Here is a 23,257-nt window from a genome sequence, read left to right as displayed (position 1 = left end):
CCGACCCTCCATTGTGCCCCCACCCGCCAAACCGGGTGTTAGCTCTCCATCGCCCGCGCGGCGGAGATGCGGTGCAGCGCGTAGGTGTGGGGCTGGTTGGTGGCCGGGTCGTAGGCGGTCAGCCAGCCGTCGGCCACTCGGGTCGGCTCGACGATCCGCTCGGACGCGGTGCCGTTGTGGTCGACGTAGGAGATCCAGGCGCGGCTGTGTGCCTCGGCCGCGTTGGTGAGGACGGCGATGGTCTCGGCCGGCGCGGTCGGCTCGGACGCTACCTCGTCGGACGGCCGGTCTGCTGCCAGCCGGTCGCCGGCGCGGACCTTCTCGATGACGGCCTTCACCTGGTCGTCAGTGAGGTCGGCCGGGCTGTCGGCGAAGTCCCGGCTGGTACGGCGGCGCGGCGGATCACCACGTCGCGTCGTAGCCGTGCTGACGTGCAGCACGCCATCGAATGTCTCGGCCAATGGAGCCAGCCCAGCGTCACGCAGCCTGCTCAGCACCATGTCCGGCGGTGACGGCGAGACGACCACCGTCGGCGCCAACCGGCGGAAGCGCACGCCAGGCAGGTTCGAACTGATCAGCTGGCTGAGGACGTTCTCGTCATCACACCGCAGGTACGTCGACGCTGTCCCCAATCGCAGTACGCCGTGCCGCCGGGCCACGTCATCGACCAGGTAGGTCAACGGCTGTGGGACCGGAGTGCGCGAGTGCTCGGCCAGCCACTTGTGCAGTTGATCGGCGGTCCGGCCGAGGTCGAACGCACGCCGTACCGAGGCTTCGCTGAAGCGATAGACCGCAGCGCCACCCTGCGACTCGACATCCGCCATGGCGGACAGATCGTCCTGCACGGATCGCACAAGCGGGCCGGGAGCCACTGCGGTCAGATCGGCCTGCAGGAGGATTTCTGACACCGGCTCTGGCACCAGCGGGCTGATCGCCTTGGCCAACTCGTCGACAGTCGGCTCCTGCTCGAGCAGCGGTCGTCCATGGGTTGCCAGCGCGCCGAGACCGGTCAGGCCGAGCAGTGCGGCCTCGGTCAGCGTCCACTCGACCAGCTCATCGCGGAACTGCCCGCCGCGCCGCGGTCGATGCCAAGCCACCCACGTGACCACCGAGTGCGTGGATGCGGCAATCCCGTTCGCTGTCTTACCCAGTGCGTTCAGCGTCAGCACACGGATCTCCGGAGCCAGCAGGCGCTCCAAGTCCGGGGCGAGGGCGTTGATGAGCCGCTCGCGCGCAGCGGCAGTCGCGCCGCCGGAGTCGCGCCGACCGATCAATCCGATCGCCCGAAGCCCGCCGAACCACGCTGTCACGAGGTGGGCCCAGCGATGCGCCACATCCAGCTCAAGCCAGTCGTCGTACGCGTTCGTCGGCAGCCAGAGCTCGTTCGTGCCCACCTCGACTGCCGCGACCAGTCCGGCGGCATACGCGATCTCGAGCACGGCTCCGGTGGTTGTCTCTTCCGCACCGACCTTCCCGGCCAGACTGCGCAGCTCACGCACTCCGATGCCGCCAGTACGCAGCACGGGCGGCGGCTCCAGGCCAAGCTGCTCCAGCGCCCGGTCGACCTGACGCACCAGGTCCAGCGCGGCTCCGGCCGCGGCCCGATCGACGATCGACGCCATCACCGTCTTGCCGTCCAGCGGCGGCGGAGTGGGTCGGGTGGATGCGAGCACGCGCCCGCCACGTAGGTGCAGGCCGATCTGCCGCGGCAGCACCACCGTGTTCGGATCACGCGGTACGACGAGGCCGCGGGCGAGCAACCGCTCGACCGGGGTCCGTGCCGACGCGATCGTCACCGGACGCTCGGCCTTCTCGACCGATCCGGTCGGGGGACCCCAGGTGAGTTTGTCGAGCACCTCACGCGCTTCCGGACCGGCATCCGCGATCAGCTTGTCCAGATCGCCGAAGTGCCGGGTGGTGATCGGGCCCAGGCCGGCCGGTGTCGGGCCGAGCAGCTCGTGGACCGCGCGGATCAGCTTCAGGTCGTCCTCGGTGCCCCAGACCAGCGCGAGGTCCAGCAGCTCGGCCACTCGGGGCTGCACGACCTCCACCGGCTGGTCCACCCCGGCGGCCAGGTCGGCCAGGCTCACCGGCTCGGGCAGTGCGGACAGCGACTCCAGCAGGTCCACACCGAACTCGTCGAGCCGGTTGATCGCCCGGGCCGCCGACGCGTTCGTGGTGGCCCGGGCGGCCAGCTGGCTGGTGTCGGCCGGGATCGGAATGGCCAGATCAGGCCGGTGCTGGAGCAACGTCCCGAGGGCAGGGTCGTCCCAACTACGCAGAGCCTCAGCGAGGGTGCGTGGGCGGTACCGCTCGGACGTGGTCATCCCTCCAACGGTACGGCGCATCCGACCCGATCACTAACCGCTGGTCACTCCGTGGCCGAACGGCAGGTCACTCCGCGGCCCCGGCGAACCCGATCCGGCGGAAGCCGACCCGCTCGTAGACCGCTGCGACCGCGTCGCTCTCCGCCGAGAGCAGCAGCAGCTCCACGCCGTTGTCGAAGGCGTGCTCGGCCAGTACCGAGGTCACCGCCGCTGCCAGCCCGCGGCGGCGCATCGAGGGCAGGGTGGCGACCCCGACGATCTCCGAGGCCGGTCCGACCGGCTGGTGCTGCCCGCTGGCGACGATCCCGTCATCGGTGAACGCCCCGGCGGACACCGTCACGCCGCGGTGGTGCCGGTCCACAAGGCCGGCGATGAACTCGTCGGTCAGCTCGGCAGCCGCAGCGTCCCGCTCTGCCGGGCCCCCGGCACCGATCGCAGTGCCGCCGTCGCTGAAGGCCACGTTCTGCAAGCCGCGTCCCTGTCGTAGCACGGCGGGCTCGGCCGGAAGAATCTCGACCCGGGCATCCGCCGTCGCCGGCTTGAAGTCGGCCCGCTCCATCACCAGCAGTGGGTGCTCGATCACCTTCAGCCCGGCTGCGGCTGCCGCCGGTCCCAGCGATGGGCAGGCCTCGACGACCCACTCGAAGCTCAGTGGCAGCTCCAGCTCCGCACAGCGAGCACGGACTGCCTCGACATCGGCCTGCTCCACCGTCACCCCGGCCCGGGGGCGCGCGTAGTACGGCCAGATCGTCGTACTGCGGAACAACGTGAACGGACCGACCTGCTCGGGCTCGGAGCCGGACAGCGGCACAGCATGCAGGTACTCGTCGACTGTGGTGATCATGGCCACGCAGTGAACCACCAGTCGGGGATCACTGCCACGAAATATCTCCCCGCCGCGACACATGTCGATTTCTGCCGGACAGCTCCGACATAGAGGTAGAGACGACGAGCTGGAGGACTTCGATGGAGCATGTGACGTCAGCAGACGGTACGGCGATCGCCTACGAGCGACTGGGCAGCGGGGACCCGCTGATCCTGGTTCCCGGAGCACTCTGCGACCGGAGTGCTCTCAAGCCGTTGGCCTCGGCATTGGCCGGTGAGTTCGACGTGATCAGCTACGACCGGCGCGGCCGCGGTGACTCCGGCGACAGTACGCCGTACTCCGTGGAGCGCGAGGTGGAGGACATCGCAGCGCTACTGACTGCGCTGGGCAGCCGAGCGGCGATCTACGGACACTCGTCCGGTGCCGGGCTGACGGCGATCGCTGCGAGCAGCGGGCTGCCGTTCACCAAGGTAGTGCTGCACGAGCCGCCCTACGGGCCGGATGACGTCGACTCCAGTGACGATGGCGGAGAGGTGCTTGAGCTTCTGGGGGAGGGCCGCAACCGGGAGGCGGTCGAGAGGTTCCTGCTGATGACGGGCATGCCGATGGCAGCGGCCGTGAAGGTCGCCGCCGCGCCCGGTGTCGCCGAGCTGGCTCCGACGCTCGCCTACGACTTCGCAGTGATGGACCATGGCGCTCCGGGCGGACGCCTTCCGGTCGAGCTGCTGGCGAAGATCGACCAGCCGACACTGGTGCTGGCCGGCACCGCCTCACCGCCGTTCATGATCGACGCCGGCTACCGCGTGGTGAAGCAACTCCGGGCGGCCGCGCTGATCGAACTCGCCGACCAGAACCACGTCGTACCGCCGGAGTTCCTCGCGCCCGTGCTGCGGTCGTTCCTGCAGGGGCGGTTCAGTCGACGATGATCTCGATCGACACCTTGTCCGGGTAGAAGGCCACGTGGTCGCGGATGTCGGCCACTGCTTCGTACGGCTGCTCGTAGGTCCAGACCGCGTTCACACCGGCCTCGCCCGCGGGCAGGATGCTGTAGTAGGACGCATCGCCCTTGTACGGGCAGTACGTCGTGAGCTCGGTGCGCTCCAGCAGTGTGAAGTCGACGTCCGCCCGGGGGATGTACTGCGCCGCCGGGTACGTCGACTCCTGCAGCGACAGCGCGTCACGGGTGTCCGCGATCACCTGCTCGCCGAGCTTCACCACCACGCGGTCCGGGTTCTTCCCGACAGTGATCGGGTGGTCCGGGCCTGGGATCTTCCGCGTCTTCTCAGCCATAACCCGGAACAACCGCCCACCGCGCACCGGCATTCCCGGATCGGCCATGCTGGGCAGATGGAACTGCGGCAGCTGGACTATTTCGTCGCACTGGCCGAGACACTCCACTTCGGCCGGGCCGCTGAGCAGCTCGGGATCGGTCAGCCGGGACTCAGCCAGCAGATCGCCCGGCTGGAGCGGGAGCTCGGCGTACCGCTGGTGGACCGCTCGGCGCGCGCGATCCGGCTCACTGAGGCCGGCCAGCGCTTCCTGCCCGCCGCCCGTGCCGCACTGGTCGCTGTGGACGACGCCCGGGCGGCTGCAGTCGGAGAGCCGGTCGGCAGTCTTCGGCTCGGTACCAGTACCGGTCTGGGCGAGCGGCTGGAGACGGTCGTGGCCGAACTGGCTCAGAACGCCGTACCGGTCGAGTTGATCAGTACGTCGACGCGCGCGCGACTGGACCGGGTACGGAGTCGCCAACTGGACGCTGCGTTCGTCCGGGGCGTCGAGGAGGTGGCTGGGCTCGAGCTGATCCCCGTGTGGGAGGACGCGCTGCTGGTAGCGATGCCGGGGGCGATCGCACCGGACGGACCGGTCGCATTGCGGGAGCTGAAGGACCTGCCCTTGCGCATCACTGCCCGCCGCAACAACCCACCGCTGGTGGATCTGGTCATGTCGGCCTGTGCCGCCGAGGGCTTCGAGCCGTTGCTCGGTGCGACGTCGAGCAGCCTGCAGGACACCCACGCCGCCATCGGCGCCGGTACGCCGAGCTGGACCGTCATCTACGAGTCGCACGCCCAGCTACTGCGTGAAGGGCGCGTGGTCTATCGGCATCCGCAGCCGCGACTCACGCTGACGACCAGCCTGGCCGTGCCTGTCGGCTCCCGGATCGGTGGTCGGCTCGCTGCCTTGCTGGCCGCCTGCCGGGCAGCGTCCGATCAGTTCGAGTGATCGCTGGGCAACGGATCTGTGTCTCGTTCCCAGCGGCGGTGACGGCTGGAATGAGGACACCAACCGAACCACGAAAGGAAGATCCGATGCCGATCGTCACCGTCCTCCAAGGCCCGCGCAGCACCGAGCTGAAGCGCGCGCTGGTGCAGGACATCACCAACGCCTTCGTCGACACCCTCGGTGTCCCGGCCGACAGCGTGCAGGTGTGGATCCAGGAGACCGCACCGGAGAGCTGGTCGGTCGCAGGCAAGCTGCGCGCCGACGGCTGACCGCGGAGCCGGTCGTGGTGCTCGGTCAGGCGGGCTGTTCGAGCTCCACGACCAGGCAGGGGCCGCCGTCGAAGGCGCCGCCGTCGATGCCGAGCACCAGGCCGTCGGCGTACAGGTGCGGGCCGGTGAGGAACTCGGGGGAGATGTGCAGCATGTCGGCGACGATGCTGTGACCGTGCACGATCCGGCGGCCGCCGAGGGCCTGGAGCATGATCCGGGCCACCTCCGGACCGCTCTCGCCGCGGAACGCGTAGCGCGACGTCATCCGGCGCCAGATCTCCCACCAGACCACGATGTTGTCGGTGTGCAGGTCGGTGCGGGCACGGGTGTTGATCTGGTCGATCGTGTCCCCCCACTCCACGTACTCCGCGGTGTCGGAGTGCATCAGCAGGTGATCGGCGTCGAGGGCGAGCAGCGGCTGCTCCAGCAGCCAGGCTGCGTCGTCGTCGGTGAACAGCTCCTGGTCACGGTCCTGCCCGCCGTTCAGTGCCCAGGAGCGTTCGAAGCTGCGGCTGGTGATGCCCTCGTGCGGGACGAAGGTGTCGCCGAACTTGCGCATCCCCAGCGCGAGGATCTCGTGGTTGCCGAGCAGCACGTTGACCGCGCCGGCCGGTGCCTGCTCGACCAGACCACGGACGAACCGCAGCGCGCCGATCCCGTCCGGGCCGCGATCGAAGAAGTCACCGAGCACCCAGAGCCGTGCGTCCGTCCCCGACCAGTTGCCTTCGGCATCGGTGAGTCCGGCGGCCAGCAACGACCCCTGCAGCTTGGCAGGGTGCCCATGGATGTCGCTGACGGCGAAGACGCGCGTCATCTCAGCCCCGAACGGTCAGCACAATCAGTACGACGTTCAGCGCGGTCACGGCGGTTGCTACCAGGCATGCGGCGAGAGTAGTCGCTTTGCGGTTGACGAGGCTGCCCATGACGCGCCGGGAAGCGGTCAACCGGACCAGTGGCCACAGTGCGCACGGGATACCGAAGCTCAGGACTACCTGTGAGACCACCAGCGCCCGGCTGGGGTCGATGCCGATCGCGAGGATGGCCAGAGCGGGAACCAGTGTGACGAGACGCCTGGTCCACAGCGGGATCTTGCGGTGCCAGAACCCGTCCAGGATGACGGAGCCTGCGTAGGTGCCGACCGATGACGATGCGAAGCCGGAGGCCAGCAGTGCGAGTGCGAACAGCAGTGCGGAGAAGTGGCCGAGCCGGTCACCGATAGCTGCGTGGGCAGCATCCAGGGAGTCTGCGCCGGTCCCGCTGAGCGCTGCGGCGGCCAGGACGACCATGGCGAGGTTGACCGCGCCGGCCAACGCCATGGCCACGCCCACATCGGTGCGGGTCGCTTTGAGGACCCGCTGCTTGCCTGCGGCGGAGCGGATCGCCTTGCCGTGCCGGTCGGTGATCAGGGCTCCATGCAGCCAGATCGCGTGTGGCATCACTGTCGCTCCGAGCATGCCGGCGGCCAGTACCAGTGATTGCACGCCATCCAGGCGCGGGACCATGCCGCCGAGCACTCCGGAGGCTGACGGCTCGGACTGGATGGTGGAGACCACGAAACCGACCAGGACGACGGCGAGCAGTCCGATGATCGCGGCCTCGAACGGGCGCTGTCCGCGCTTGGACTGGTAGATCAGTAGGCCGAAGGAGACCACACCAGTGATCACTCCGCCCAGCAGAAGCGGGATGCCGAACAGCAGGTTCAGCGCGATCGCACCACCGACGACCTCGGCCAGGTCGGTCGCGACCGCGACCAGTTCGGCCTGGGCCCAGAGCCCGGTCGAGGTGGACCGCTTGAAGTGGTCACGGCACAGCTGCGGCAGCGTCCGTCCGGTCGCGATACTCGCCTTTGCCGCCAGATACTGCACCAGAACGGCCATCAGGTTCGCCCCGACGACCACCCAGCACAGCAGATAGCCATAGGTCGCACCGGCCGCGATGTTGGTCGCGAAGTTCCCCGGATCGACATAAGCGACCGCCGCGACGAACGCCGGTCCGAGCAGCAAAAGCCCGGACCGGTTCAACTGCCGCCTCAGTGGCGCCGGTGCATACATGAGAGCAGTCTCTACGACACAGCTCTGAGCGCAACCCTCGTTCTAGCTTTGAGACAGGCGTCTCAGGCGCCCTGGGTCGATGCCCCGAGCACCTCGCGCACCTTGTCCGCGGCGGCCAGTGTCGGCTCCTCGATGTCGGAACTGTCGAAGTTCATCGACAGAAGCACGTCGTTCAGCGCAGCGAAGGCGAAGTGGATCTCCAGGCCCTGCAGAGCACCGGAGGTCGCGCTGACCCGGACACCGACGGCGGCGTCCCCGGCCTTCGGCGCGGAGACCTCGGCGATCGCGACCGGCGACGTACCGGCGCCGGTGATGGTCAGCTTGGCCTGCTTGCAGCTCGCGACGGCCGTCTTGACGCTCGTGAGGTAGGCCTTGGCCGCAGCCGCGGACGGCAGCGCGTCGAGCTGCTCACCGACGAACGGTCCCTCCTGCCCACCGGAGAAGTCGCGGCTCACGGTGACCTTGGAGCCCGTCGGAGCCTCGTCGTTGAACAGCTTGATGAGCGGGGCGCACTTGGCGTTGGACGACGTCAGCTTGGTCCCGTCGTCGTCACCGCCGGAGTCCGGTTCGACGGCGAGGCCGGAGGGCAGGTCGTCCAGGGCCAGCAGAGCCTTGGTCAGCGAAGCCTTCGTCCGGGCTGCCGGCGCGGGCGGTGCGCTCGGAGTGGTCGGCGCAGTGCTGGCCGGCGGCGTCGGAGTGGAGACCGGCGCGGTCGGCGTGGTGTTGCTCGGAGCGGCGGCCGGCTTGTTGCCACCGTCGCAGGCGACGAGGCTCAGGCCGAGGCCCAGCGCGAGTACAGCAGCGGCAAGGGGTCGTTGCATGGGGTGGAGGCTAGCAGCGGGATTCGGCGTGGCTGCACGCCTTGGGACGACCGTGACTGGACCGGAATCAAGCACGTTCCAGTCACGCGGTGTCACGCCCAGGAGAAGTGCACTTCGAGGGATACCTCGACGGAGTGGTCGCCGGGGGTGATGTTGATCGAGGCGGCGTCGAAGGCCTTGGCCGCACCGGCCATGGCGACCTCGCGGATCGGGGCGTGGCTGTAGGTCTCGGCGATCGCGGTGACCGAGCCGAGCGAGTAGCCGGCCAGAGCGGCGAGCTCTGCGCCCTTCTCCTGCGCCTGCCGGAAGGCCAGCTCGCGAGCCCGGGTCAGCAGCGCAGACTTCTCCTGTACGTCGAATTGCAGCGACTGCAGGCCCAGCGTGTTGCCGGCTGCGTCGACCGCTGCGTTGAGCAGCTTGCCGAAGCCGGTCAGGTCCTTGGTCGTCACAGTGAGCTGGTGCGAACCACGGAATGCCGCTGCGGTCCCCGGCTCGCGGTACTCCTGGTAGACGTTCACAGTCGTCGTGCCGATGTCGGACGCCGCGACGCCTTGCTCGCGCAGGGCCGCGATCACCGCATCCGTCCGCTCGGCCACCTGCGCGACAGCGGCCGCTACGTCCGCTGCGACGTGCTCCACACTCAAGGACACCCGCAGTACGTCGGGCGCCGCGCTGACCTGACCTGATCCGACAACCGTTACCCCAGTTTCCATGGCAGTTAGTCTGACACTTCCCTGCGGACAGCGGAGTCTGCTCAGCTGGTGTCATGCGTAGCCGAATCGTCATCGCCACCGCGCTCGCCGGTGTGCTGCTCACCGGCCTCACCACTGCCCAGGCCACTGGGAGAGCCGAAACTACTGAAAAGCACAGCGAGGTCGCCCGTGCATTCACTGCGACCGATCGCAGTACCACGTGGACCCAGGTCGCACGCATCCCGTTGCGCTTCCCGACGTACCACCCGCAGGGGTTCGCTCTGGTCGGCGATCTGATCTTTCTGTCGAGTGTCGAGGTGCTCGAGGCGCCGGTGAAGTACCCGGTGCCGGTGGACGGCTACGACCGCACACCGGGCAAGGGGATCGGCCACCTGTTCGTTCTGGACCGACAGGGCAACCTGAAGCGGGACATCCGGCTCGGCGAAGGTACGGCGTACCACCCGGGCGGCATCGACTTCGACGGACGCGACGTGTGGGTCCCGGTCGCGGAGTACCGACCCAACTCGCTGGCGATCGTGTACACCGTCGACCCCAAGACCTACCGCGTCACCGAGCGCTTCCGGGCCAACGACCACGTCGGCGGCGTGGTCCGCGACCGGACCACCGGCCAGATCCACGGAGTCAGCTGGGGCTCGCGCACTCTCTACAACTGGACTCCCACCGGCCATCGCCTCGAACGCGTTGCCAACGAGAGCCATCTGCTCGACTACCAGGACTGTGACTACACGTCCCGCGGCAAGCAGCTGTGCGGCGGTGTGACGAGCCTGCCCGGCCCGAAGGGCTCCTACGACCTAGGTGGTCTGGCCCTGCTCGACCTGCGCACCAACCGGATCCTCCACGAGATCCCCTTCCCCTACTTCTCGCAGACCGGCCACAACGCCACCCGGAACCCGGTAGCCCTGGAAACCACCAAGGACAAGCTCCGCCTGTTCACCGCTCCCGATGACGGCGAAGACTCCACCGGCACCGAGATCCAGATCTACGAGTCGCCTCTTAGCTAGCCCTGGGGATGATGCGGGCCGGGATGTCGTGCAGGTGGCACAAAGCCAGCAGCGCCGTGCCGTCGATGAGCTGGAGTGGCTTACCGGTTGCGAACTGATAGCTGGTCGGTCCAAAACCGCTGGTGGTGATGAGGATGCCTTTGGTGGCCCCGGCATCGACGACGGTGCCGAACAGGTCGCGGACTGCGGATGGCGGCACAGTGCGGGTCCAGAGCTTGGCCTGGACGACGAACTTGCCACCGGTGATCGGCCGCGGGTCGTAGGCGACGCAGTCGATGCCACCGTCGGTGCCCAGCCGGAAGAGGCGAGCCTCCAGGCCCATCCGGGTCAGCAGGTTCTGGACCAGGTGCTCGAAGGACTCCGGGCTCAGGTCCAGCAGATTGGGCCGGCTGTCGATCTCACTGAGCACATCGATCGCCTCGACCGTGCGGGGGTCGGCCAGATCGAAGTCCAGAACCGGCTCGACCGGTTGGAGCTCCTCCGGGTGCCGGGAGACCTCAGCGGCGAAGTAGTGCCGCACACATGCGACGGGGTCGAGCTGGTCGAGCACCAGCGCCTGGAACTGCTCACGTGTTGCCCGCAAGGTGATCAGGCACGGTCGAACGGTCTGGCCGGTCGGCAGGTCCACCGACTCGACCATGCCGTTGAACACCACGGTGTCGACCACGCCGTACCGGTCGCTGCCGAAGACGAGGTGCAGCGCGCGCAATGCGAGCTGGGCGACCAGTTGCTGGTAGAGCAGGCGCACCTCCTTCTCCGGACGCGGCTCCGCCACCACGGTGTCGGCCACGCGGTCATACCGGTACGACGCCTCGGTCGGTACGACGGCCATGTCCGGCAGGTCCCATTCGACGGCCAGCAAGGTGGATTCGGGCACATAGCCGACCCGTCGCCGACGAGGAAAGTTGAGCGGCTCGGTCACGCGCTCCAGCGCCTTGGTGAAGTACCGCGTGACGGCAGCCCGGTCATGGCTCTCCACAGCACGCTGGTACGCGTCGACGCGGGCGTGCTGCTCGGCGGTCGCCTCGTCCAGCCGGCGCTGCTGCTCGACCTGCTCACGCATCGCGCGAGCCACTCGGTCGCGGCGGTTCTGCTCGGCGGCCCGGTGCCGCTCGATCGCCTCCGCGAACCTGTCCTCGGCCGCGGCCAGCCGGCGCGCATAGCGGCGTTCGGCTCCCCACCACCGGAACCGGCCGGGTGACTGGGGCAGGAACGCGTCCCAGACCGGTCCGGGACGCGCTGTCAGATCGGCTGCCGGTACGGCGGGCGGCGCGCGCCGGGGCGCTCGCTTCAGAGTCTGGAGATCGGTGCCGTGCACATCGATCGCCAGTGCGTCGGCCAGGACGTTGCCCAGCTCCCGGACATGATCGGTTACCGCAGCGGTACGTTGTGCCGCCTCGGCGGTACGTCCGGGCGGACGGTCGCTGCGGGCGTGACCTGCTACGGATCGGCCCATCGCCTCACACCTCTCCCGTTCACTGTAACGGCCCAATGACACAGCGCGACCGTTGTGACGGAGAGTTGGCAAGGACATTGCTTGCCGTCCACCCCCTGTTTCCTGCTGCACGTGCAGTTGCAGACGCACCTGACGCGGGTCACGATGACAGGCATGAGCCTGCCTTCCTATGCCTCCGGGATCTCCGACGTGCCGTTGCTGGGCGAGACGATCGGCGCCAACCTCAGACGGACGATCGCGCAGTACGGCGACCGTGAGGCGCTGGTGGAGGTGCAGACCGGGAGACGCTGGACGTACGCCGAGCTGGGTGCCGAGGTGGATCGGGTCGCGAAGGGCCTGCTGGCGCGGGGGATCGCCAAGGGCGACCGGGTCGGCATCTGGGCGCCGAACTGCGCCGAGTGGACAATCACGCAGTACGCGACCGCCACGATGGGCGCGATCCTGGTGAACATCAATCCGGCGTACCGGACGCACGAGCTGTCGTATGCGCTCAACCAGTCCGGTGTGCGGCTGCTGATCTCGGCCACCGAGTTCAAGACCAGCAACTACCGAGCCATGGTTGAGGAAGTGCGCCCGAACTGCGCAGCGCTCGAGGAGACCGTCTACATCGGCACCGGTGACTGGGACAGCCTGCGCGACGCGGCGGACCGGATCACCGACGAGGAGCTGCAGCAGCGCATCGACGAGCTGTCCTTCGACGACCCGATCAACATCCAGTACACCAGCGGTACGACAGGCTTCCCGAAGGGCGCGACGCTCAGCCACCACAACATCCTCAACAACGGCTTCTTCGTCACCGAGACGATCGCCTTCACCGCTGAGGACCGGCTGTGCATCCCGGTGCCCTTCTACCACTGGAAGGGAAGTCGCCGTAACCTCTCCGTGAGGGGAGTGACGAGTCGTCACTCTCTGTTGGGGTTGCAGGTAGCAGGTGGGTTACACCCTTATCCCACCTCTTTCTATACGGGAGCGCGGTAGAAAGAGGTAGGAATAAGGCTGCAACCCCCTGCAACCTGCTACCCAGAGGGCCATTTCGGGCCTCCTCCGTGGCGTAGCGCAGCCGCCCAGCTACCCTCCGCGTCTGCCGCCTCGCCCCGAACGCAACGAAGCCCCCGTGCTCAGTGAGCGCGAGGGCTTCGGGTTGCTACCGGGTAGCAGCTAGGAGGCAGCCGCCGTCTTGAACTTCGCGGCGTATTCGGCCGCCTGCGCGGGCGTCAGATCCCCTGTGACGCGGAGGAGAGCAGTGCCCACGACGGTGTCGTACTCAAGGGAGCTGACGGCCTTGGTTGCCGCCGCAACGTACTTGGCGCGGGCGGCGACGTCCTCGGCGGAGGCGAACACCTCTACCGACGCGCCGCACGAGACGCCCGCGTTCTTGGGCTCCGAGCACTCCACGCGCTTGTCCCGCACCGACGCCGCGGAGGTGTATCCGCCGGGCCGGCCGAGGAGCTTGTTGGGGTCGTCCTCGGCGGTCCAGACGCGGGGCTTCCCCTGCCCCAGCTCGGATGCCAGCGTCGCCGCGTCCTTCGCCTTGGGTGCCGCCGGGGTGGTGGCCTTCACGGGCACTGGCGCTGTCGAGGTCTTGCTCTGCGGGGCTTTCCCCGCGTCGGTGGGTGCTGCGCCGTCGCCACTGCCACAGGCGCTTAGAAGGGCGCCCAGGGCGAGGGCGGTGGCGAGGACGTGGACGGGCTTCGTGCGGTGCATGGTGTTCCCCCGTTAGGTGATGTGGCTGGTGTATCGCGGTTGCGGGCTTGGCCGTTACTCCGGCAAGTGGGTGTAGTCGTCGGCCCGGCGGGTGTCGTTCTCGACGCGGCGCAGGGACCACGGGCCGGTGTTGACGTCGAAGTCGCGGCCGAACCCTGCCCACGCGCCCGCCATGCGTGCGTTAGATGCTTCGATCTGCATCTGGATCACGCCGTGGAAGATCGCACCGCGGTAGTAGGACTTGGCGCCTGTGACCTGCTCCCATGTACCGCTGGCGACGCGTCCCCGTAGCTCTAGCTTCATGATCAGGGAGCCGCCGTCGGTCACCGAGCCGTCGATCGAGCGCAAGGTGACGGAGTCGCCCGCGTGGACGGCCACCAGATAGGCCATATCGACGCGGTCCTCTCCGCCCCGACTGGACGACTTGTAGGTGCACCGCGACTCCCAGATGCCGGCGAGCGTCGGCATGATCGGCACGAGCACGGCGGGCTCCTCCAACGCGTTGGGCGTGATCTGCACGGGCTCAACGTCCGTGTGATCCCAGAAGCTCTCGCCGCGGGCAACGTGATCGAAGCCGAGAGCCTCCGCGGCGTACCCGGTGGCCTTCTCGATGGCGCGGACCATGTTGCGGCGCGGGTAGGACACGCTGCCCGTCTCCCAGCGCTGCACAGTGCGGGCGGTGCACTCGTTGGGTTCGCCCAGCGCCGCGCCCGCCTCCTGGATCTTGGCGGCGAACTCCTCTTGTGAGAGGCGCATGGCCTCGCGTACGGCGCGAATTGTGGTGTTCGGCATAAGGCTCTGTCCGGTCTCTGTCGTTGACATGTCGTCTTGTGCGTCGTTGTGTCGTGCTGTCGGGTTGCGACATTCTTACGACATCAGCACGACAGAAGCCTAACTCGGCAGGTACTGCGAAGAGAAGCCCGGGCAGGCTGGCGCCTTGGGTCCGCCCGCGTCGGCCTGCCCGTTCCAACTGGGGAAGGACGGGGACGATGACTCACCCGGAGGACTGCGAGCGCTGTGAGGTCTACCAGCGTGTGCGCGCGGTGTTGGAGTCGAACCGCCTCCCCGGAGACAAGATCCGGGCCGTTGAGATGGCGCTCAACGCGCCGCCGGCTCGCCCCGTCCGCACGATGACGCGGGACGTCGATCAGTGGCCGCAGCTCAGCGCGGACGCGTGGGAGCGCCACGACGACCCGGAGCTGTCGTGAGCGCCGACGCCTTCGTGCAGATCGAGCGCGAGGCGGACGAGGCCCCGGTCGTCGTGGAGGATCGTTGCTTCATGCATCGAAAGGTCGTGGACGGGAAACTCGTTTGCGGATGTGGCAAGGTGGTTTTAACGTTCTACCTCCAGCCGTCGCGCCGGTCTGGGCGGCATCCGAGAACCTTCCCCCGGGAGGCGTGACGGAGGGCATGCGAGTCGTCACCTCGTACCGCACCGCGTTCCTGCTTGAGGCCGCGGAGGGCTTCCGGGTGCGCGTGCAGGCGTACGGCCCCGGTGGCGTTCTGTGGGTCCGCGAAGTCGTTGCCGACTGGAGTATCGAGAACCGGTGGCCGACCGTGACCCTCAACGGGTTCGCGATGGACGAGGGAGACGCGGTCTCCGAGTCGGTGGCGTCGCACGTCGCGCACGCCGCTCGCTCCGAGGACCACTGGGTGATCTCGCAGATCCCCGCGTCGATCAAGTCGGCGATGTGGGCCGCCGGGATGGCGCTGCCCCCGAAGTCCGAGTTCTGACGTAATCGAACATCTGTTCTAGCATGGTGGCATGGGCACGAACCGCCGGTATCCCCGCGAGGAGCCGCCGAACAACCTGCGCCGGCACGTCTGGGTGCGCGGTACGGCGGACCAGCGTGGCCCGTGGGTGCCGGGGCTGATCCTGGAGTGGCGCCGTACGCCGTCGCGAGACTGGCAAGCGCGGGTCATCTACGTGCCGAGCCCTCGCGAGGTCATGGCCGTCGAGCGGTGGGTTGCCGCGGCGCTGCTCCTGCCCGTAGACGTAGAGCCGCCGCCGTCCCGGGATGCGCGGACGGCGGCGTATGGGCAGGCGATGAGCTAGTCGTCGGCTACGCCCTGGACGTACACCTTATGGCCGTTGGGGCGGTCCCAGCCGAAGACGCGGTGCTCGGTCGGGACCATCACGTACGACTCCTCACCCCGCGACACGGCGGCGTCGAACTCGCGGGCCATCTGCTCGTCGTAGAACTCCAGCGTGTACGTGCGCCGTACCGGCGTCGGGTCGACGGTGCTCATACGGCTGATTCTCGCACTCGGCGGCCTTCGACGACGAAGCCCGGGCCTTGCGAGGTCTCACGAGGGAGTGCGGTGTAGACGACCCACGCGTCGGAAGTGTGGCCGGAGATCGCGAGGCGCTTGCTGGTCAGCTCGGTCAGGGGGTAGCTGGATGTCAGCCACAGCGGCGCCGCGTCGGGAGCCGTCGCGAGCGGGACTCGCCACAGCTTCCCACCTTCCATGTACTCGCGACGGGTGGGGTAGAGGCGCTCGACGCGGGCGCCGTCGGGGATGGCGAAGCCTAGCGAGCGCAGGCGGTCCAGGAAGCGGAGGGAGTTCGTGGTCACGCGGCGTCTCCGTCCCGCGTGGTGCTGTTGGCGTACAGGTAGGCGAGGGCGCGAACGCCGTACACCTCGGCAAACCGCGTTGCCTTCGTCGCGCGATAGCGGACGCGGGCCTCGCGACGGGAGAGGTAGACGCGACGGTGCATGTCCGCGACCACCTCGGCGCGAGCTGCCTTGAGGCCGAGGGTGTCGGCGCCGGCGCGGCGCTTCAGGTCGTGCGCGAGTATGGCGGCAACGATCAGAAGCACGGCGACGACCGCGAGGAAGATAGGCATGTCAGACCTCCAGAATCCGGCCGTCGGCGGACAGGCACATGGAGTCCGACGTGACGACCGTTACCGGCCGCCCAGTGGACGGGTCGATGCCGCTGCCGACGCCGTGCGAGGTGAAGACGTGGCCACCGGCGGCCTTGCAGTCGGCCTCCCACGCGTTCGACGCTCGGACGACGGCGACGATGCCGACGGCAACGAGTGCCACGACTGCGAGGGAGCTGAGGACGACGGCGCCGAGGCGGCCGTAGGTCCTGATGAAGTCGAGCATGTCACTTCTCCTTGATGAGGCTGATGGCGGTGACGACGGCGCCTTCGAACGTGTGGGCCGTGGCGACGGGGAACCGCTCGCCGTCGCGGAACACGACGTACGGGCGGAGGCCGATGGACTTGCCGACCGAGACGCCCGGGTACTGCTCCGAGCGGTAGCGGCCGGTCTCGAAGACGCGGACGAACGACGCGACGACGGCGTCGAGTTCGGCGCGCTGCTCCCTCAGGGACTTGGGCATGTCAGCGTCCTTTCCGGACCGTGCGGCGGCGGTCGATGATCGTGGCGGCGTTCCAGAGGTGCGAGAAGACGACGAGGGCGGCGATGAAGAGGCCGGCGGCGAACATGAGCGCTCCTTCCGCGCGGAGGTTCGGGGTGGTGGGACCGGCTCCCGCCCCGTGACGGGAGCCGGTGGTGTGGGGGTCAGTCGAGGACGTGGCGCGAACGAAGCTCGTCGACGACGGCGCAGTGCCGGTTGTGCTGGGCGGAGGTCTTGACCCCGTCGCGGCGAGCGAACTCGCGGACGAGGGCCGGAGTGGACATGTCGGCGGGCGACTCCGTGGCGCATCCACCGGGGCAGACGCCCGGGGAGGTGCAGCCGGGCTCGAAGCACAGGAGGTTCTGCTCGACGGGCACCCACGCTTCCGCGTCCTCGGTGAAGGCGTGGTTGCCGAGGGCGGCCCGACCGGCGGCCTTCTCTTCTTCGGTGGTCATCTCGGTTGCTCCTTCGTCGTGGTGGCCTTGCGAGATGAGTAAATCACGCGGAGGTTCGCCGTGGCAATAGGAAAGCCCCCGCCTCCCGGAGACAGGGGAGACGGGGGCTTGGTCACAGCCGACGGAAGGGGTCGCCGGCTCGGTACTCGGCAGTGCGAACGAGGGCGCGAGCGCGGGAGGTGGTGCGCTCGCGACGCCACTTGGTGATGACGGTGTGCAGGTGCGTGGTGGCGAGGCCGCCGAGGAAGGCGCCCCCGCAGACGCACAGGGTGTAGAGGATCACGGGATGCGGGTGTAGTAGGAGGCGTCTGACCGCGTCAGGAGCCGACCGTGGCCGACCAGTCCTTCCCCGTTGGTGACTACGACGTCGACGTAGCCGTCGTGTGTCTCGTCGGAGACCACTGTCCGTGTCGCCCGGGGACTGCCGTCGCAGTAGACCTGCTCGCCACGCTTGAGCTTCCGCGCCGCCTCGGCCTCTCGGGCGTCCGCGGCCTCAACCACCTCGGTGATGGCGGCGATGATCGCGACTGCACCCTCGCGGGTGAGCCAGCCGCTGTTCATCTCTGCGATGTAGACGACGGCGCCCTTGTTCTCGTAGGCGGTGGCCCGCTCAACGAGGAGGCTGTCTTGGTCACGGAAGTTCTTGATGACGGTGCTCACGCCGGCACCGCCACTGCGCGGGCGAGGTGGGCGACGTGGACGAAATTGGTGTCGCCGTTGCCGAGGGCAACTAGGACCTGTCCGCGACTGTGGAATCCGGAGAGGTCCGGGTGGTCGATGACGTTCACGGCCTTGCCGTAGAAGATGGGGGACACATAGGCGCTGCCAGGCTCGGCCTTGGTGCCTGGGTTGTCGCTGACGATGGCCGTGTCGCCCGGCTTGAACTCGGCGGCGAGGGCGGCGTAGTCGGGGGTGTACGGACGCACGTACTCCAGGCCGAAGCCGAAGCCCCCTTGCTTGAAGGCAGCACGGCGGACGCCGTCGAACGCGATGAGCAGGCTCTGATAGCGCGAGAGGTAGTCGGTGTTGACGACCGTGCCGACGCCGTCCCACTCGTCGCAGTAGCCGAAGACCTCGACGCGGTCGCCGACGTTGTAGCCGTGGCTCGGGATCTTGGGCTCCGGCGGGTGCTCCGCGGCGTCGCGCTCCTCGATCGCAGCGGACAGCGCGTCACGCAGCGCGCGGGCGCCGTCGCGGTCCAAGCGGTGATGCTTGCGACCCGTGCTGACGACGGTGACGTAGGCGGAATCCTTCTTGGGCCACGGGCCGATCAGTCCCAAGATGCGATCGGCGTCGAGGGTCGGGATGTTCGTGTCCTTGTTGAAGCTCACTTCGCTGTCTCCTTGCTGGCGGTCTTCTTGGCGGCGCGCTTGCGCGGTGTCTGGGGTGCATTACTGCTGGGCGTCGGCGTCGTGCTCACGTCTTCCGCGACTGCCTGCACCAACTGAGCGATCTGCGCCTCGTCGACGTCGTGGAAGTTGACGTAGATGACCTCGGGACGCGGGGCAGGACCGGCGCCCATCAGCGCGTGAACCGTTGCCCTGTGCAACATGTCCACGCGGTATGGGTGGCTGGGGGCGTAGTCGTCGCGGTAGACCTGCGCGAGGAGTTCGTTGGCCCGGAGGCGGTGCTCGTCGGCCGTGGGGTAGGGCGTGGTCATGCGAGTCCTGCCTCTCGTGCGCGGAGGATGCGCTCCTGGAAGTACTCGACGAGGTACTCGGCGGCCTCGATCGAGAGCACACAGCCGGGCGCGGTGGTCTGGAGGTGGAAGCCGGCGACCGCGCCCTCGTCGACGTCAGCGAGGGAGCGGACGAAGTAGGCGAAGGTGATGGTGTCGCCGTCGCCGTCCTTGGCCTGGATCACGTCGTCGGGGTTGACGTCGTCGAAGACCGCGGAGGTCATCTCGGCGAGGTCGTCGAGTCCGGCGACGGCGTCGTCGAATGCGCCCATCAGCCGAGCAATCCGGTGAGCTTGTCGCGGAGGTCGATGGCGTCGCCCTTGGTGAGTCCGACGAGGTCGCCGCCGCCTGCGCGGATAACTACCGCGTGTGCCCCGATGCCCGTGACGACATAGCCGTCAACGGTCATGGGAACACCGTCGGAGTCGGTGATCTTGTAGCGGAAGGGCTCGGGGTCGCCGGCGCTGGGGAGGAAGCTCCTCGCGCCCTCGCCGAGGCCGACAATGAGCCCCGCGGACATGTTGCGTCCGGCAACGTCCATAGCTGCGGAGATGGACGGTGCCTCGTGGCCGTTGAGGAACTCCGCCAGCGTGACGACGTCGTACACGTCCGCCGCGTCGCCGAGGATGTCCCGGGCGATGCGAGCGCAGTGGGCGCGGCGGGTGATGTCCAGCTTGACCGCGGGGATGGTGATGTCGGGGTCGAAGGGCGGGTCGACGAGACGGACGTCCTCCGGGCGGAAGGTGCCGACCGGCAGGCGCACTCGATCGAAGCGGACCTTAGGGTCGCCGTCGTGGAGGTTGATGACCGTCCCGCGGCCGTTCCATTCCGGGTAGTTGGGGGCCTCGACGACGACGCGATCGCCGACCTTGAACTCAGTCATTCGGTGGTCTCCTTGGGGTGGCCGTTCGGGCAGATCCAGCGGACGGGCAGGGATGGTGCGCAGACGAGAACCGCCCCGCACGCTGGACAGTGGGTCCGAGGTGCGGGGCGGGGGAGGACGATGGGCGGAGCTCGTTTCAACGGAGGGTCAGCACCTCCACGCCACCGGGCCAGTCGTGCGGCGTCCCGGCGTGGAACATCCCGTAGTTGCGGATGCGGCCGACCTTCCATAGCGCGAACTTCAGGGCGCCGGCGTGGTCGACGAAGGACCAGAACGGAGCCAGATCCTCTTGATCCGTGAACTGAACGATCCAGCGTCCGACGCTGAGAGGGTGCTCGTTGTGTCGAAGCTTGCGAACGCGGAGACGGCTCACGGCGTCTCCCGGGGCTCGGCGGCCTTGACCTCGTCGCGCCAGTCGAGGAGTTCGTTGATGCGCTCGTGCCACGAGACGTACTCGCGGGCGGCGCGGCCGTTGCGGGACGCCTTCAGGGCAAGCTCGGTGATCTCGGCCTCGATCGCTTCGAGCGACGTGGACGCGGGGAGTGCGGGTGCCACGGGAACCTCCTGATCGGCTTGACGTGCGGCGGCTCGTGCATAGATGGCGGACAACTCGGGGCACTCCTTCCGGTGCTCGGTGAGGGCGGCGGAGATGGCGGCTTGGTCGGTGTTGAAGGTGGCGGTGCTGACGTCGAGCTGCCACTTGCCGCAACCCGGGCAGGTGTAGGTGACCTGCCGCTCGCGGCGGCCGAAGAAGCTCATGCGCGGGACCTCGCGGCCTTGAGGATGCTGGAGGCAACGACCTGCGGGTCGCCGTGGCGGTGACATCCGCGGTCCGGCTCGCCGGCGTCGAGGATTTCGGGCTCGGGCCATCCGCGTGTCTCCGGCGGCTTGCATGAGCACGGCGGCGGCGTCCAGCCCGCGGGAGCGTTGGCTACGTCCTTGACCCATGAGCGCGGGAACCAGCGGACCTCGGCGGTCTCGGCGTCGCGGAGGAACGGCTCGCCGCGAGGTCCCCAGACGAGGACCTCGCCGTACCACTCCTTGCCCGACGTGCTGGAGATGACGCGGGCGGTTGCGCCGTTGCCGGGGGTGCTCACTGCGGGTCGCTCACGACGATCTCGAAGCCGTACCCGTAGTAGAACGGGTTGCCGCATGACCATCCGACGGTCAGCTCCAGCACGTCGCCCATGTCGGCGAAGATGTGCCACTTGGTGTAGCCGTCGGTCGTGGCGACGCCAGTGATGATGTGGTCGATCTGGTCGGCGTGGAGGAGGAATGCTTCCAGCTCGGTGTATGCGCAACAGTCGCCCGTGCCGATGAGGCCGACCCGGACGCCGTTGTCCAGCGTGATCACGGTGCCGGTGTTGCCGTGCCAGTAGTACTCGTCGGGGTCGAGCTGCTGACGGACGTTGGCGCCCTTCTCGACGCTGACGATTCGGTGACCGACGACGGCCTCCGACAGCGAGGCGACGTTCGCGGGCATCGTGCCGTCGTCGTCCTGGTACTCGCCCAGGGTGTCTGCGGGATAGCTGGTCATGCGACGGCTCCGTTCGGGAAGGCTTCGGCGTGGGCTTCGGTGCAGGCGCGGACGACGGCGTCAACGGCGGTGCCGCCGTCGCGGAGGGAGAAGGTGGACCAGGCGAGGCACGTGGAGCCGACGCGGTCGTTCAAGCGGCGCACCTCGACGCGGACGACGTGGTCCGAGTGGGTCTCCTGCTTGATGCGGTAGATGTGGTGGTCGGGCAGCTCGGGGGCGCCGGCGGAGTGCAGCGTCGCGGCAATCGACTCGCCCATCAGGGCGCGGCTCGCGGCGTTCACCACTCGTTCCCGTCGATCAGGATGGCGAGGGCCGCCTCGTGGTTCTGGGCGTCGACCTCGTCGCGGTCCTCGAAGGTGAGGGCGTCGTACTCGGTGGTGTCGAACATGGTGGTGGCTCCTTGCTGCGCTGTTGCTGTGGCTTGTGCAGTTGGTGGTTCGCTTGGTTGCAGGTGAGGTGTGCGGGAGCCCCCGCTACTTCTCACTGCTCGGCGGCGATTTCCGCGGCGAGTGCTTCGGCGTCCGCGGCGCGCATCGCGTCGAGGGCCTTGTGGGCTTGGCGGTTGACGGTGGCGCGGGGCATGTCGATGACGTCGCCGACGCGGGCGTCGTCGAGGACCTCGCCGAGCGGGTAGAGGATGTGGGCGTTGTCTTCGTTCCAGGCCGCGAGGAGGTTCGCCGTGGCGAGGTCGTCGAAGCCGTAGCGGAGCCGGAGGATGGACTCCTGGACGTCGGAGACGTGCGTGTACAGCCACTCGACGTAGTCGGCCCGGATGATGGCGTCGTCGGGCTGAGGGGCGCGGTCGGCGAGGATGACGTCGGCCTCGTTGTTGTGGGGGTCGAAGGTCTCGACGCCGCCGAGGGCCGCGTGTGCGGCGAGGAAGGTGGCGGAGGTGAAGTCGTTCACCTCGTGGAGGCACTCTTCGTACGCCGCGTTGGCGTCCATGTTGTGCTTGTGCATGAGCCGCCAGTACTTGGCTGCGGTGTTGTCCTTGACGCGGACGAGGTCGGAGGCGCGGGCCTCACGGAGCACGGCGGCGCGGAGGATCGAGGAGACGGTTGCCGCGAAGGGGAGGTCGGAGTCCGGATCGTAGTTGCGGACGGCAAGGACGAACGCCTCGGCCGCCACCTGGTAGGCGTCGTCGGAATCGAGCGCCTTGCTCGCGTGGGAGGCCGCCCGGATCGCGGGGGCGTAGGCGATGGTCAGGTCTTCGAGGGCGCCGGCGGCGGCGGGGGAGTTGGACTGGGCGGTGATGATCAGGTCCAGGTGCTCGACGCGGAGGTTTGCCGTGATGATGGTGGAATTGGGCATAACGAAGTACCTCCAGGGTGTGGGTAACGAGCGCGAGATCCGCGCTTCCACGGAAAACCTCCGCGTGCCCCGAGTATGCGCCCAAGTGAGCGCTTAAAGCAACGGTCTTCGGAGCGGGGGTCGGGTCACGGTTGAGTCACAAGGTGGCCGGATGCAACAAACCGCCGACACCGGGGAGGATCGGTGTCGGCGGTTAGGGGATGCTAAGTATGCAAGGAGCTACGCCTTGGTTGCGTAGAGCAACTCCTCAATGAGTGCGTCGGCTTGGGCGGCCATCTCGTCGTACAGCTCCTGGGCGGCGACGAGTTCTTCTGATGTCATTCCGAGTTTCCCCCCTCGTGGCCCTCCCACCGCGTGAGGGCGGCGGCAAGGATGATGCGCTGTTCGGTGAGTTCGCCGGTGATGCGGGCGAGAGTCGAGCTGGTGGCCCGAACCGCCTCCGATAGCCCGAGGCGCCGCGGGTCGATGACCGTGTCGAGAGTCGGGTTGGGGATGCCGTTGCGGGCAACCTCCCCGGTTCCCCCCGGCGGCGGCGAGTACTGCGCTGCCACTGCCGGCCCGAGGACCTTCTCTAGATCACGGAGAGTGTGGATGAGAGCGGCGTAGCTCTCCTGAATCGTCGTGGTCATCTGTGGT

37 protein-coding genes are annotated in these 23,257 nt (G+C 68.3%); 8 read left to right on the top strand and 29 right to left on the bottom strand.

The window, feature by feature from the left end; genetic code table 11:
* Positions 1-38 precede the first annotated feature (38 nt).
* On the bottom strand, positions 39-2,327 hold the full coding sequence (locus tag OG474_RS09985; RefSeq protein ID WP_405061962.1) for a helicase-associated domain-containing protein: 2,289 nt from the start codon (positions 2,325-2,327) through the stop codon (positions 39-41).
* Positions 2,328-2,394: 67 nt separating this feature from the next.
* Positions 2,395-3,171 (bottom strand): GNAT family N-acetyltransferase, encoded by a 777-nt coding sequence (locus tag OG474_RS09980; protein ID WP_405061961.1) that lies wholly within the window; start codon positions 3,169-3,171, stop codon positions 2,395-2,397.
* A gap of 122 nt (positions 3,172-3,293) precedes the next feature.
* On the opposite strand from OG474_RS09980, the gene OG474_RS09975 reads away from it, so the two are divergent.
* Positions 3,294-4,079 carry an alpha/beta fold hydrolase gene (locus tag OG474_RS09975; protein ID WP_405061960.1) on the top strand — a complete coding sequence of 262 codons (786 nt, stop codon included), beginning with the start codon at positions 3,294-3,296 and terminating at the stop codon, positions 4,077-4,079.
* On the opposite strand, the gene OG474_RS09970 is transcribed toward OG474_RS09975, so the two are convergent.
* Positions 4,066-4,443, bottom strand: a complete 378-nt coding sequence (locus OG474_RS09970) for a DUF427 domain-containing protein (protein ID WP_405061959.1) — start codon at positions 4,441-4,443, stop codon at positions 4,066-4,068. The two genes, OG474_RS09975 and OG474_RS09970, sit on opposite strands and share 14 nt — an antisense overlap.
* A 57-nt stretch (positions 4,444-4,500) precedes the next feature.
* Here OG474_RS09970 and OG474_RS09965 point away from each other — a divergent pair, with 57 nt between their 5' ends.
* Together OG474_RS09965 and OG474_RS09960 are read left to right on the top strand one after the other, a co-directional pair.
* Positions 4,501-5,373, top strand: coding sequence for a LysR family transcriptional regulator (locus OG474_RS09965; RefSeq protein WP_405061958.1), 873 nt, complete (start codon positions 4,501-4,503; stop codon positions 5,371-5,373).
* Between the two features lie 86 nt (positions 5,374-5,459).
* Positions 5,460-5,642, top strand: a complete 183-nt coding sequence (locus OG474_RS09960) for a 4-oxalocrotonate tautomerase family protein (RefSeq protein ID WP_391547001.1) — start codon at positions 5,460-5,462, stop codon at positions 5,640-5,642.
* A 25-nt stretch (positions 5,643-5,667) separates the two neighbouring features.
* Here the strand turns inward: OG474_RS09960 and OG474_RS09955 are convergent, their stop codons facing one another.
* The 4 genes from OG474_RS09955 to OG474_RS09940 form a co-directional block, all read right to left on the bottom strand.
* Positions 5,668-6,456 carry a metallophosphoesterase gene (locus OG474_RS09955; protein ID WP_405061957.1) on the bottom strand — a complete coding sequence of 263 codons (789 nt, stop codon included), beginning with the start codon at positions 6,454-6,456 and terminating at the stop codon, positions 5,668-5,670.
* A 1-nt stretch (position 6,457) separates the two neighbouring features.
* Positions 6,458-7,693 (bottom strand): Nramp family divalent metal transporter, encoded by a 1,236-nt coding sequence (locus OG474_RS09950; protein ID WP_405061956.1) that lies wholly within the window; start codon positions 7,691-7,693, stop codon positions 6,458-6,460.
* 62 nt (positions 7,694-7,755) lie between these two features.
* Positions 7,756-8,514: a sensor domain-containing protein gene (locus tag OG474_RS09945; RefSeq protein ID WP_405061955.1), complete on the bottom strand. Its 759-nt coding sequence runs from the start codon at positions 8,512-8,514 to the stop codon at positions 7,756-7,758.
* Positions 8,515-8,606: 92 nt separating this feature from the next.
* Positions 8,607-9,227 (bottom strand): SIMPL domain-containing protein, encoded by a 621-nt coding sequence (locus tag OG474_RS09940; RefSeq protein WP_405061954.1) that lies wholly within the window; start codon positions 9,225-9,227, stop codon positions 8,607-8,609.
* 53 nt (positions 9,228-9,280) lie between these two features.
* Between OG474_RS09940 and OG474_RS09935 the strand changes: the two genes are divergently transcribed.
* Positions 9,281-10,228, top strand: coding sequence for a DUF6454 family protein (locus OG474_RS09935; protein ID WP_405061953.1), 948 nt, complete (start codon positions 9,281-9,283; stop codon positions 10,226-10,228).
* Here OG474_RS09935 and OG474_RS09930 read toward each other — a convergent pair.
* Complete coding sequence (locus tag OG474_RS09930; RefSeq protein ID WP_405061952.1) at positions 10,221-11,684, bottom strand: restriction endonuclease; 1,464 nt, start codon at positions 11,682-11,684, stop codon at positions 10,221-10,223. The genes OG474_RS09935 and OG474_RS09930 overlap by 8 nt on opposite strands.
* A gap of 81 nt (positions 11,685-11,765) precedes the next feature.
* Between OG474_RS09930 and OG474_RS09925 the strand changes: the two genes are divergently transcribed.
* The gene (locus OG474_RS09925; RefSeq protein WP_405061951.1) at positions 11,766-12,662 is read left to right on the top strand and encodes an AMP-binding protein; all 897 of its coding nucleotides are present in this window, start codon (positions 11,766-11,768) and stop codon (positions 12,660-12,662) included.
* Between the two features lie 180 nt (positions 12,663-12,842).
* Here OG474_RS09925 and OG474_RS09920 read toward each other — a convergent pair whose 3' ends face one another.
* Complete coding sequence (locus OG474_RS09920; protein WP_405061950.1) at positions 12,843-13,388, bottom strand: hypothetical protein; 546 nt, start codon at positions 13,386-13,388, stop codon at positions 12,843-12,845.
* A gap of 54 nt (positions 13,389-13,442) precedes the next feature.
* Positions 13,443-14,180 (bottom strand): multiprotein-bridging factor 1 family protein, encoded by a 738-nt coding sequence (locus OG474_RS09915; RefSeq protein ID WP_405061949.1) that lies wholly within the window; start codon positions 14,178-14,180, stop codon positions 13,443-13,445.
* A 197-nt stretch (positions 14,181-14,377) separates the two neighbouring features.
* On the opposite strand from OG474_RS09915, the gene OG474_RS09910 reads away from it, so the two are divergent.
* From OG474_RS09910 to OG474_RS09900, 3 genes are all read left to right on the top strand, one after another.
* The gene (locus OG474_RS09910; protein WP_405061948.1) at positions 14,378-14,596 is read left to right on the top strand and encodes a hypothetical protein; all 219 of its coding nucleotides are present in this window, start codon (positions 14,378-14,380) and stop codon (positions 14,594-14,596) included.
* 202 nt (positions 14,597-14,798) lie between these two features.
* Positions 14,799-15,122 (top strand): hypothetical protein, encoded by a 324-nt coding sequence (locus OG474_RS09905; protein ID WP_405061947.1) that lies wholly within the window; start codon positions 14,799-14,801, stop codon positions 15,120-15,122.
* A 31-nt stretch (positions 15,123-15,153) separates the two neighbouring features.
* Complete coding sequence (locus OG474_RS09900; RefSeq protein WP_405061946.1) at positions 15,154-15,444, top strand: hypothetical protein; 291 nt, start codon at positions 15,154-15,156, stop codon at positions 15,442-15,444.
* Here the strand turns inward: OG474_RS09900 and OG474_RS09895 are convergent.
* From OG474_RS09895 to OG474_RS09805, 19 genes are all read right to left on the bottom strand, one after another.
* Positions 15,441-15,638 carry a hypothetical protein gene (locus tag OG474_RS09895; protein WP_405061945.1) on the bottom strand — a complete coding sequence of 66 codons (198 nt, stop codon included), beginning with the start codon at positions 15,636-15,638 and terminating at the stop codon, positions 15,441-15,443. The genes OG474_RS09900 and OG474_RS09895 overlap by 4 nt on opposite strands.
* Positions 15,635-15,964 carry a hypothetical protein gene (locus OG474_RS09890; RefSeq protein WP_405061944.1) on the bottom strand — a complete coding sequence of 110 codons (330 nt, stop codon included), beginning with the start codon at positions 15,962-15,964 and terminating at the stop codon, positions 15,635-15,637. Before OG474_RS09890 ends, OG474_RS09895 begins: the two co-directional genes overlap by 4 nt.
* A complete protein-coding gene (locus OG474_RS09885) occupies positions 15,961-16,236 on the bottom strand; it encodes a hypothetical protein (protein ID WP_405061943.1) in 276 nt (91 codons plus the stop codon). The genes OG474_RS09890 and OG474_RS09885 overlap by 4 nt, the downstream gene beginning before the upstream one ends.
* 1 nt (position 16,237) lies before the next feature.
* Positions 16,238-16,501: a hypothetical protein gene (locus OG474_RS09880; protein WP_405061942.1), complete on the bottom strand. Its 264-nt coding sequence runs from the start codon at positions 16,499-16,501 to the stop codon at positions 16,238-16,240.
* Position 16,502: 1 nt separating this feature from the next.
* Positions 16,503-16,739 carry a hypothetical protein gene (locus tag OG474_RS09875; RefSeq protein WP_405061941.1) on the bottom strand — a complete coding sequence of 79 codons (237 nt, stop codon included), beginning with the start codon at positions 16,737-16,739 and terminating at the stop codon, positions 16,503-16,505.
* Between the two features lie 182 nt (positions 16,740-16,921).
* On the bottom strand, positions 16,922-17,212 hold the full coding sequence (locus OG474_RS09870; RefSeq protein ID WP_405061940.1) for a hypothetical protein: 291 nt from the start codon (positions 17,210-17,212) through the stop codon (positions 16,922-16,924).
* Between the two features lie 112 nt (positions 17,213-17,324).
* A complete protein-coding gene (locus OG474_RS09865; RefSeq protein WP_405061939.1) occupies positions 17,325-17,495 on the bottom strand; it encodes a hypothetical protein in 171 nt (56 codons plus the stop codon).
* Positions 17,492-17,872 carry a hypothetical protein gene (locus tag OG474_RS09860; protein WP_405061938.1) on the bottom strand — a complete coding sequence of 127 codons (381 nt, stop codon included), beginning with the start codon at positions 17,870-17,872 and terminating at the stop codon, positions 17,492-17,494. Before OG474_RS09860 ends, OG474_RS09865 begins: the two co-directional genes overlap by 4 nt.
* The gene (locus OG474_RS09855; protein WP_405061937.1) at positions 17,869-18,543 is read right to left on the bottom strand and encodes a hypothetical protein; all 675 of its coding nucleotides are present in this window, start codon (positions 18,541-18,543) and stop codon (positions 17,869-17,871) included. Before OG474_RS09855 ends, OG474_RS09860 begins: the two co-directional genes overlap by 4 nt.
* On the bottom strand, positions 18,540-18,872 hold the full coding sequence (locus OG474_RS09850) for a hypothetical protein (protein ID WP_405061936.1): 333 nt from the start codon (positions 18,870-18,872) through the stop codon (positions 18,540-18,542). Before OG474_RS09850 ends, OG474_RS09855 begins: the two co-directional genes overlap by 4 nt.
* Positions 18,869-19,162 (bottom strand): hypothetical protein, encoded by a 294-nt coding sequence (locus tag OG474_RS09845; RefSeq protein ID WP_405061935.1) that lies wholly within the window; start codon positions 19,160-19,162, stop codon positions 18,869-18,871. The genes OG474_RS09850 and OG474_RS09845 overlap by 4 nt, the downstream gene beginning before the upstream one ends.
* Positions 19,162-19,773: a hypothetical protein gene (locus OG474_RS09840; RefSeq protein WP_405061934.1), complete on the bottom strand. Its 612-nt coding sequence runs from the start codon at positions 19,771-19,773 to the stop codon at positions 19,162-19,164. Before OG474_RS09840 ends, OG474_RS09845 begins: the two co-directional genes overlap by 1 nt.
* Before the next feature lie 136 nt (positions 19,774-19,909).
* Complete coding sequence (locus tag OG474_RS09835; protein ID WP_405061933.1) at positions 19,910-20,146, bottom strand: hypothetical protein; 237 nt, start codon at positions 20,144-20,146, stop codon at positions 19,910-19,912.
* Positions 20,143-20,532, bottom strand: a complete 390-nt coding sequence (locus OG474_RS09830; protein WP_405061932.1) for a hypothetical protein — start codon at positions 20,530-20,532, stop codon at positions 20,143-20,145. The genes OG474_RS09835 and OG474_RS09830 overlap by 4 nt, the downstream gene beginning before the upstream one ends.
* Positions 20,529-20,870: a hypothetical protein gene (locus OG474_RS09825; protein ID WP_405061931.1), complete on the bottom strand. Its 342-nt coding sequence runs from the start codon at positions 20,868-20,870 to the stop codon at positions 20,529-20,531. Before OG474_RS09825 ends, OG474_RS09830 begins: the two co-directional genes overlap by 4 nt.
* Positions 20,867-21,310, bottom strand: a complete 444-nt coding sequence (locus OG474_RS09820) for a hypothetical protein (RefSeq protein ID WP_405061930.1) — start codon at positions 21,308-21,310, stop codon at positions 20,867-20,869. The genes OG474_RS09825 and OG474_RS09820 overlap by 4 nt, the downstream gene beginning before the upstream one ends.
* Complete coding sequence (locus OG474_RS09815) at positions 21,307-21,591, bottom strand: hypothetical protein (RefSeq protein WP_405061929.1); 285 nt, start codon at positions 21,589-21,591, stop codon at positions 21,307-21,309. The genes OG474_RS09820 and OG474_RS09815 overlap by 4 nt, the downstream gene beginning before the upstream one ends.
* A 199-nt stretch (positions 21,592-21,790) precedes the next feature.
* The gene (locus OG474_RS09810) at positions 21,791-22,621 is read right to left on the bottom strand and encodes a hypothetical protein (protein WP_405061928.1); all 831 of its coding nucleotides are present in this window, start codon (positions 22,619-22,621) and stop codon (positions 21,791-21,793) included.
* 317 nt (positions 22,622-22,938) lie between these two features.
* Entirely contained in the window at positions 22,939-23,250 is a 312-nt protein-coding gene (locus OG474_RS09805; protein WP_405061927.1) for a hypothetical protein, read from the bottom strand.
* Positions 23,251-23,257: the final 7 nt, after the last annotated feature.

It is taken from the genome of Kribbella sp. NBC_01505 (genome assembly GCF_045040285.1).
Classification (GTDB): domain Bacteria; phylum Actinomycetota; class Actinomycetes; order Propionibacteriales; family Kribbellaceae; genus Kribbella.
Note: the sequence above shows the minus strand (reverse complement) of the source record. Positions and strands in the feature narration are given on the sequence as shown.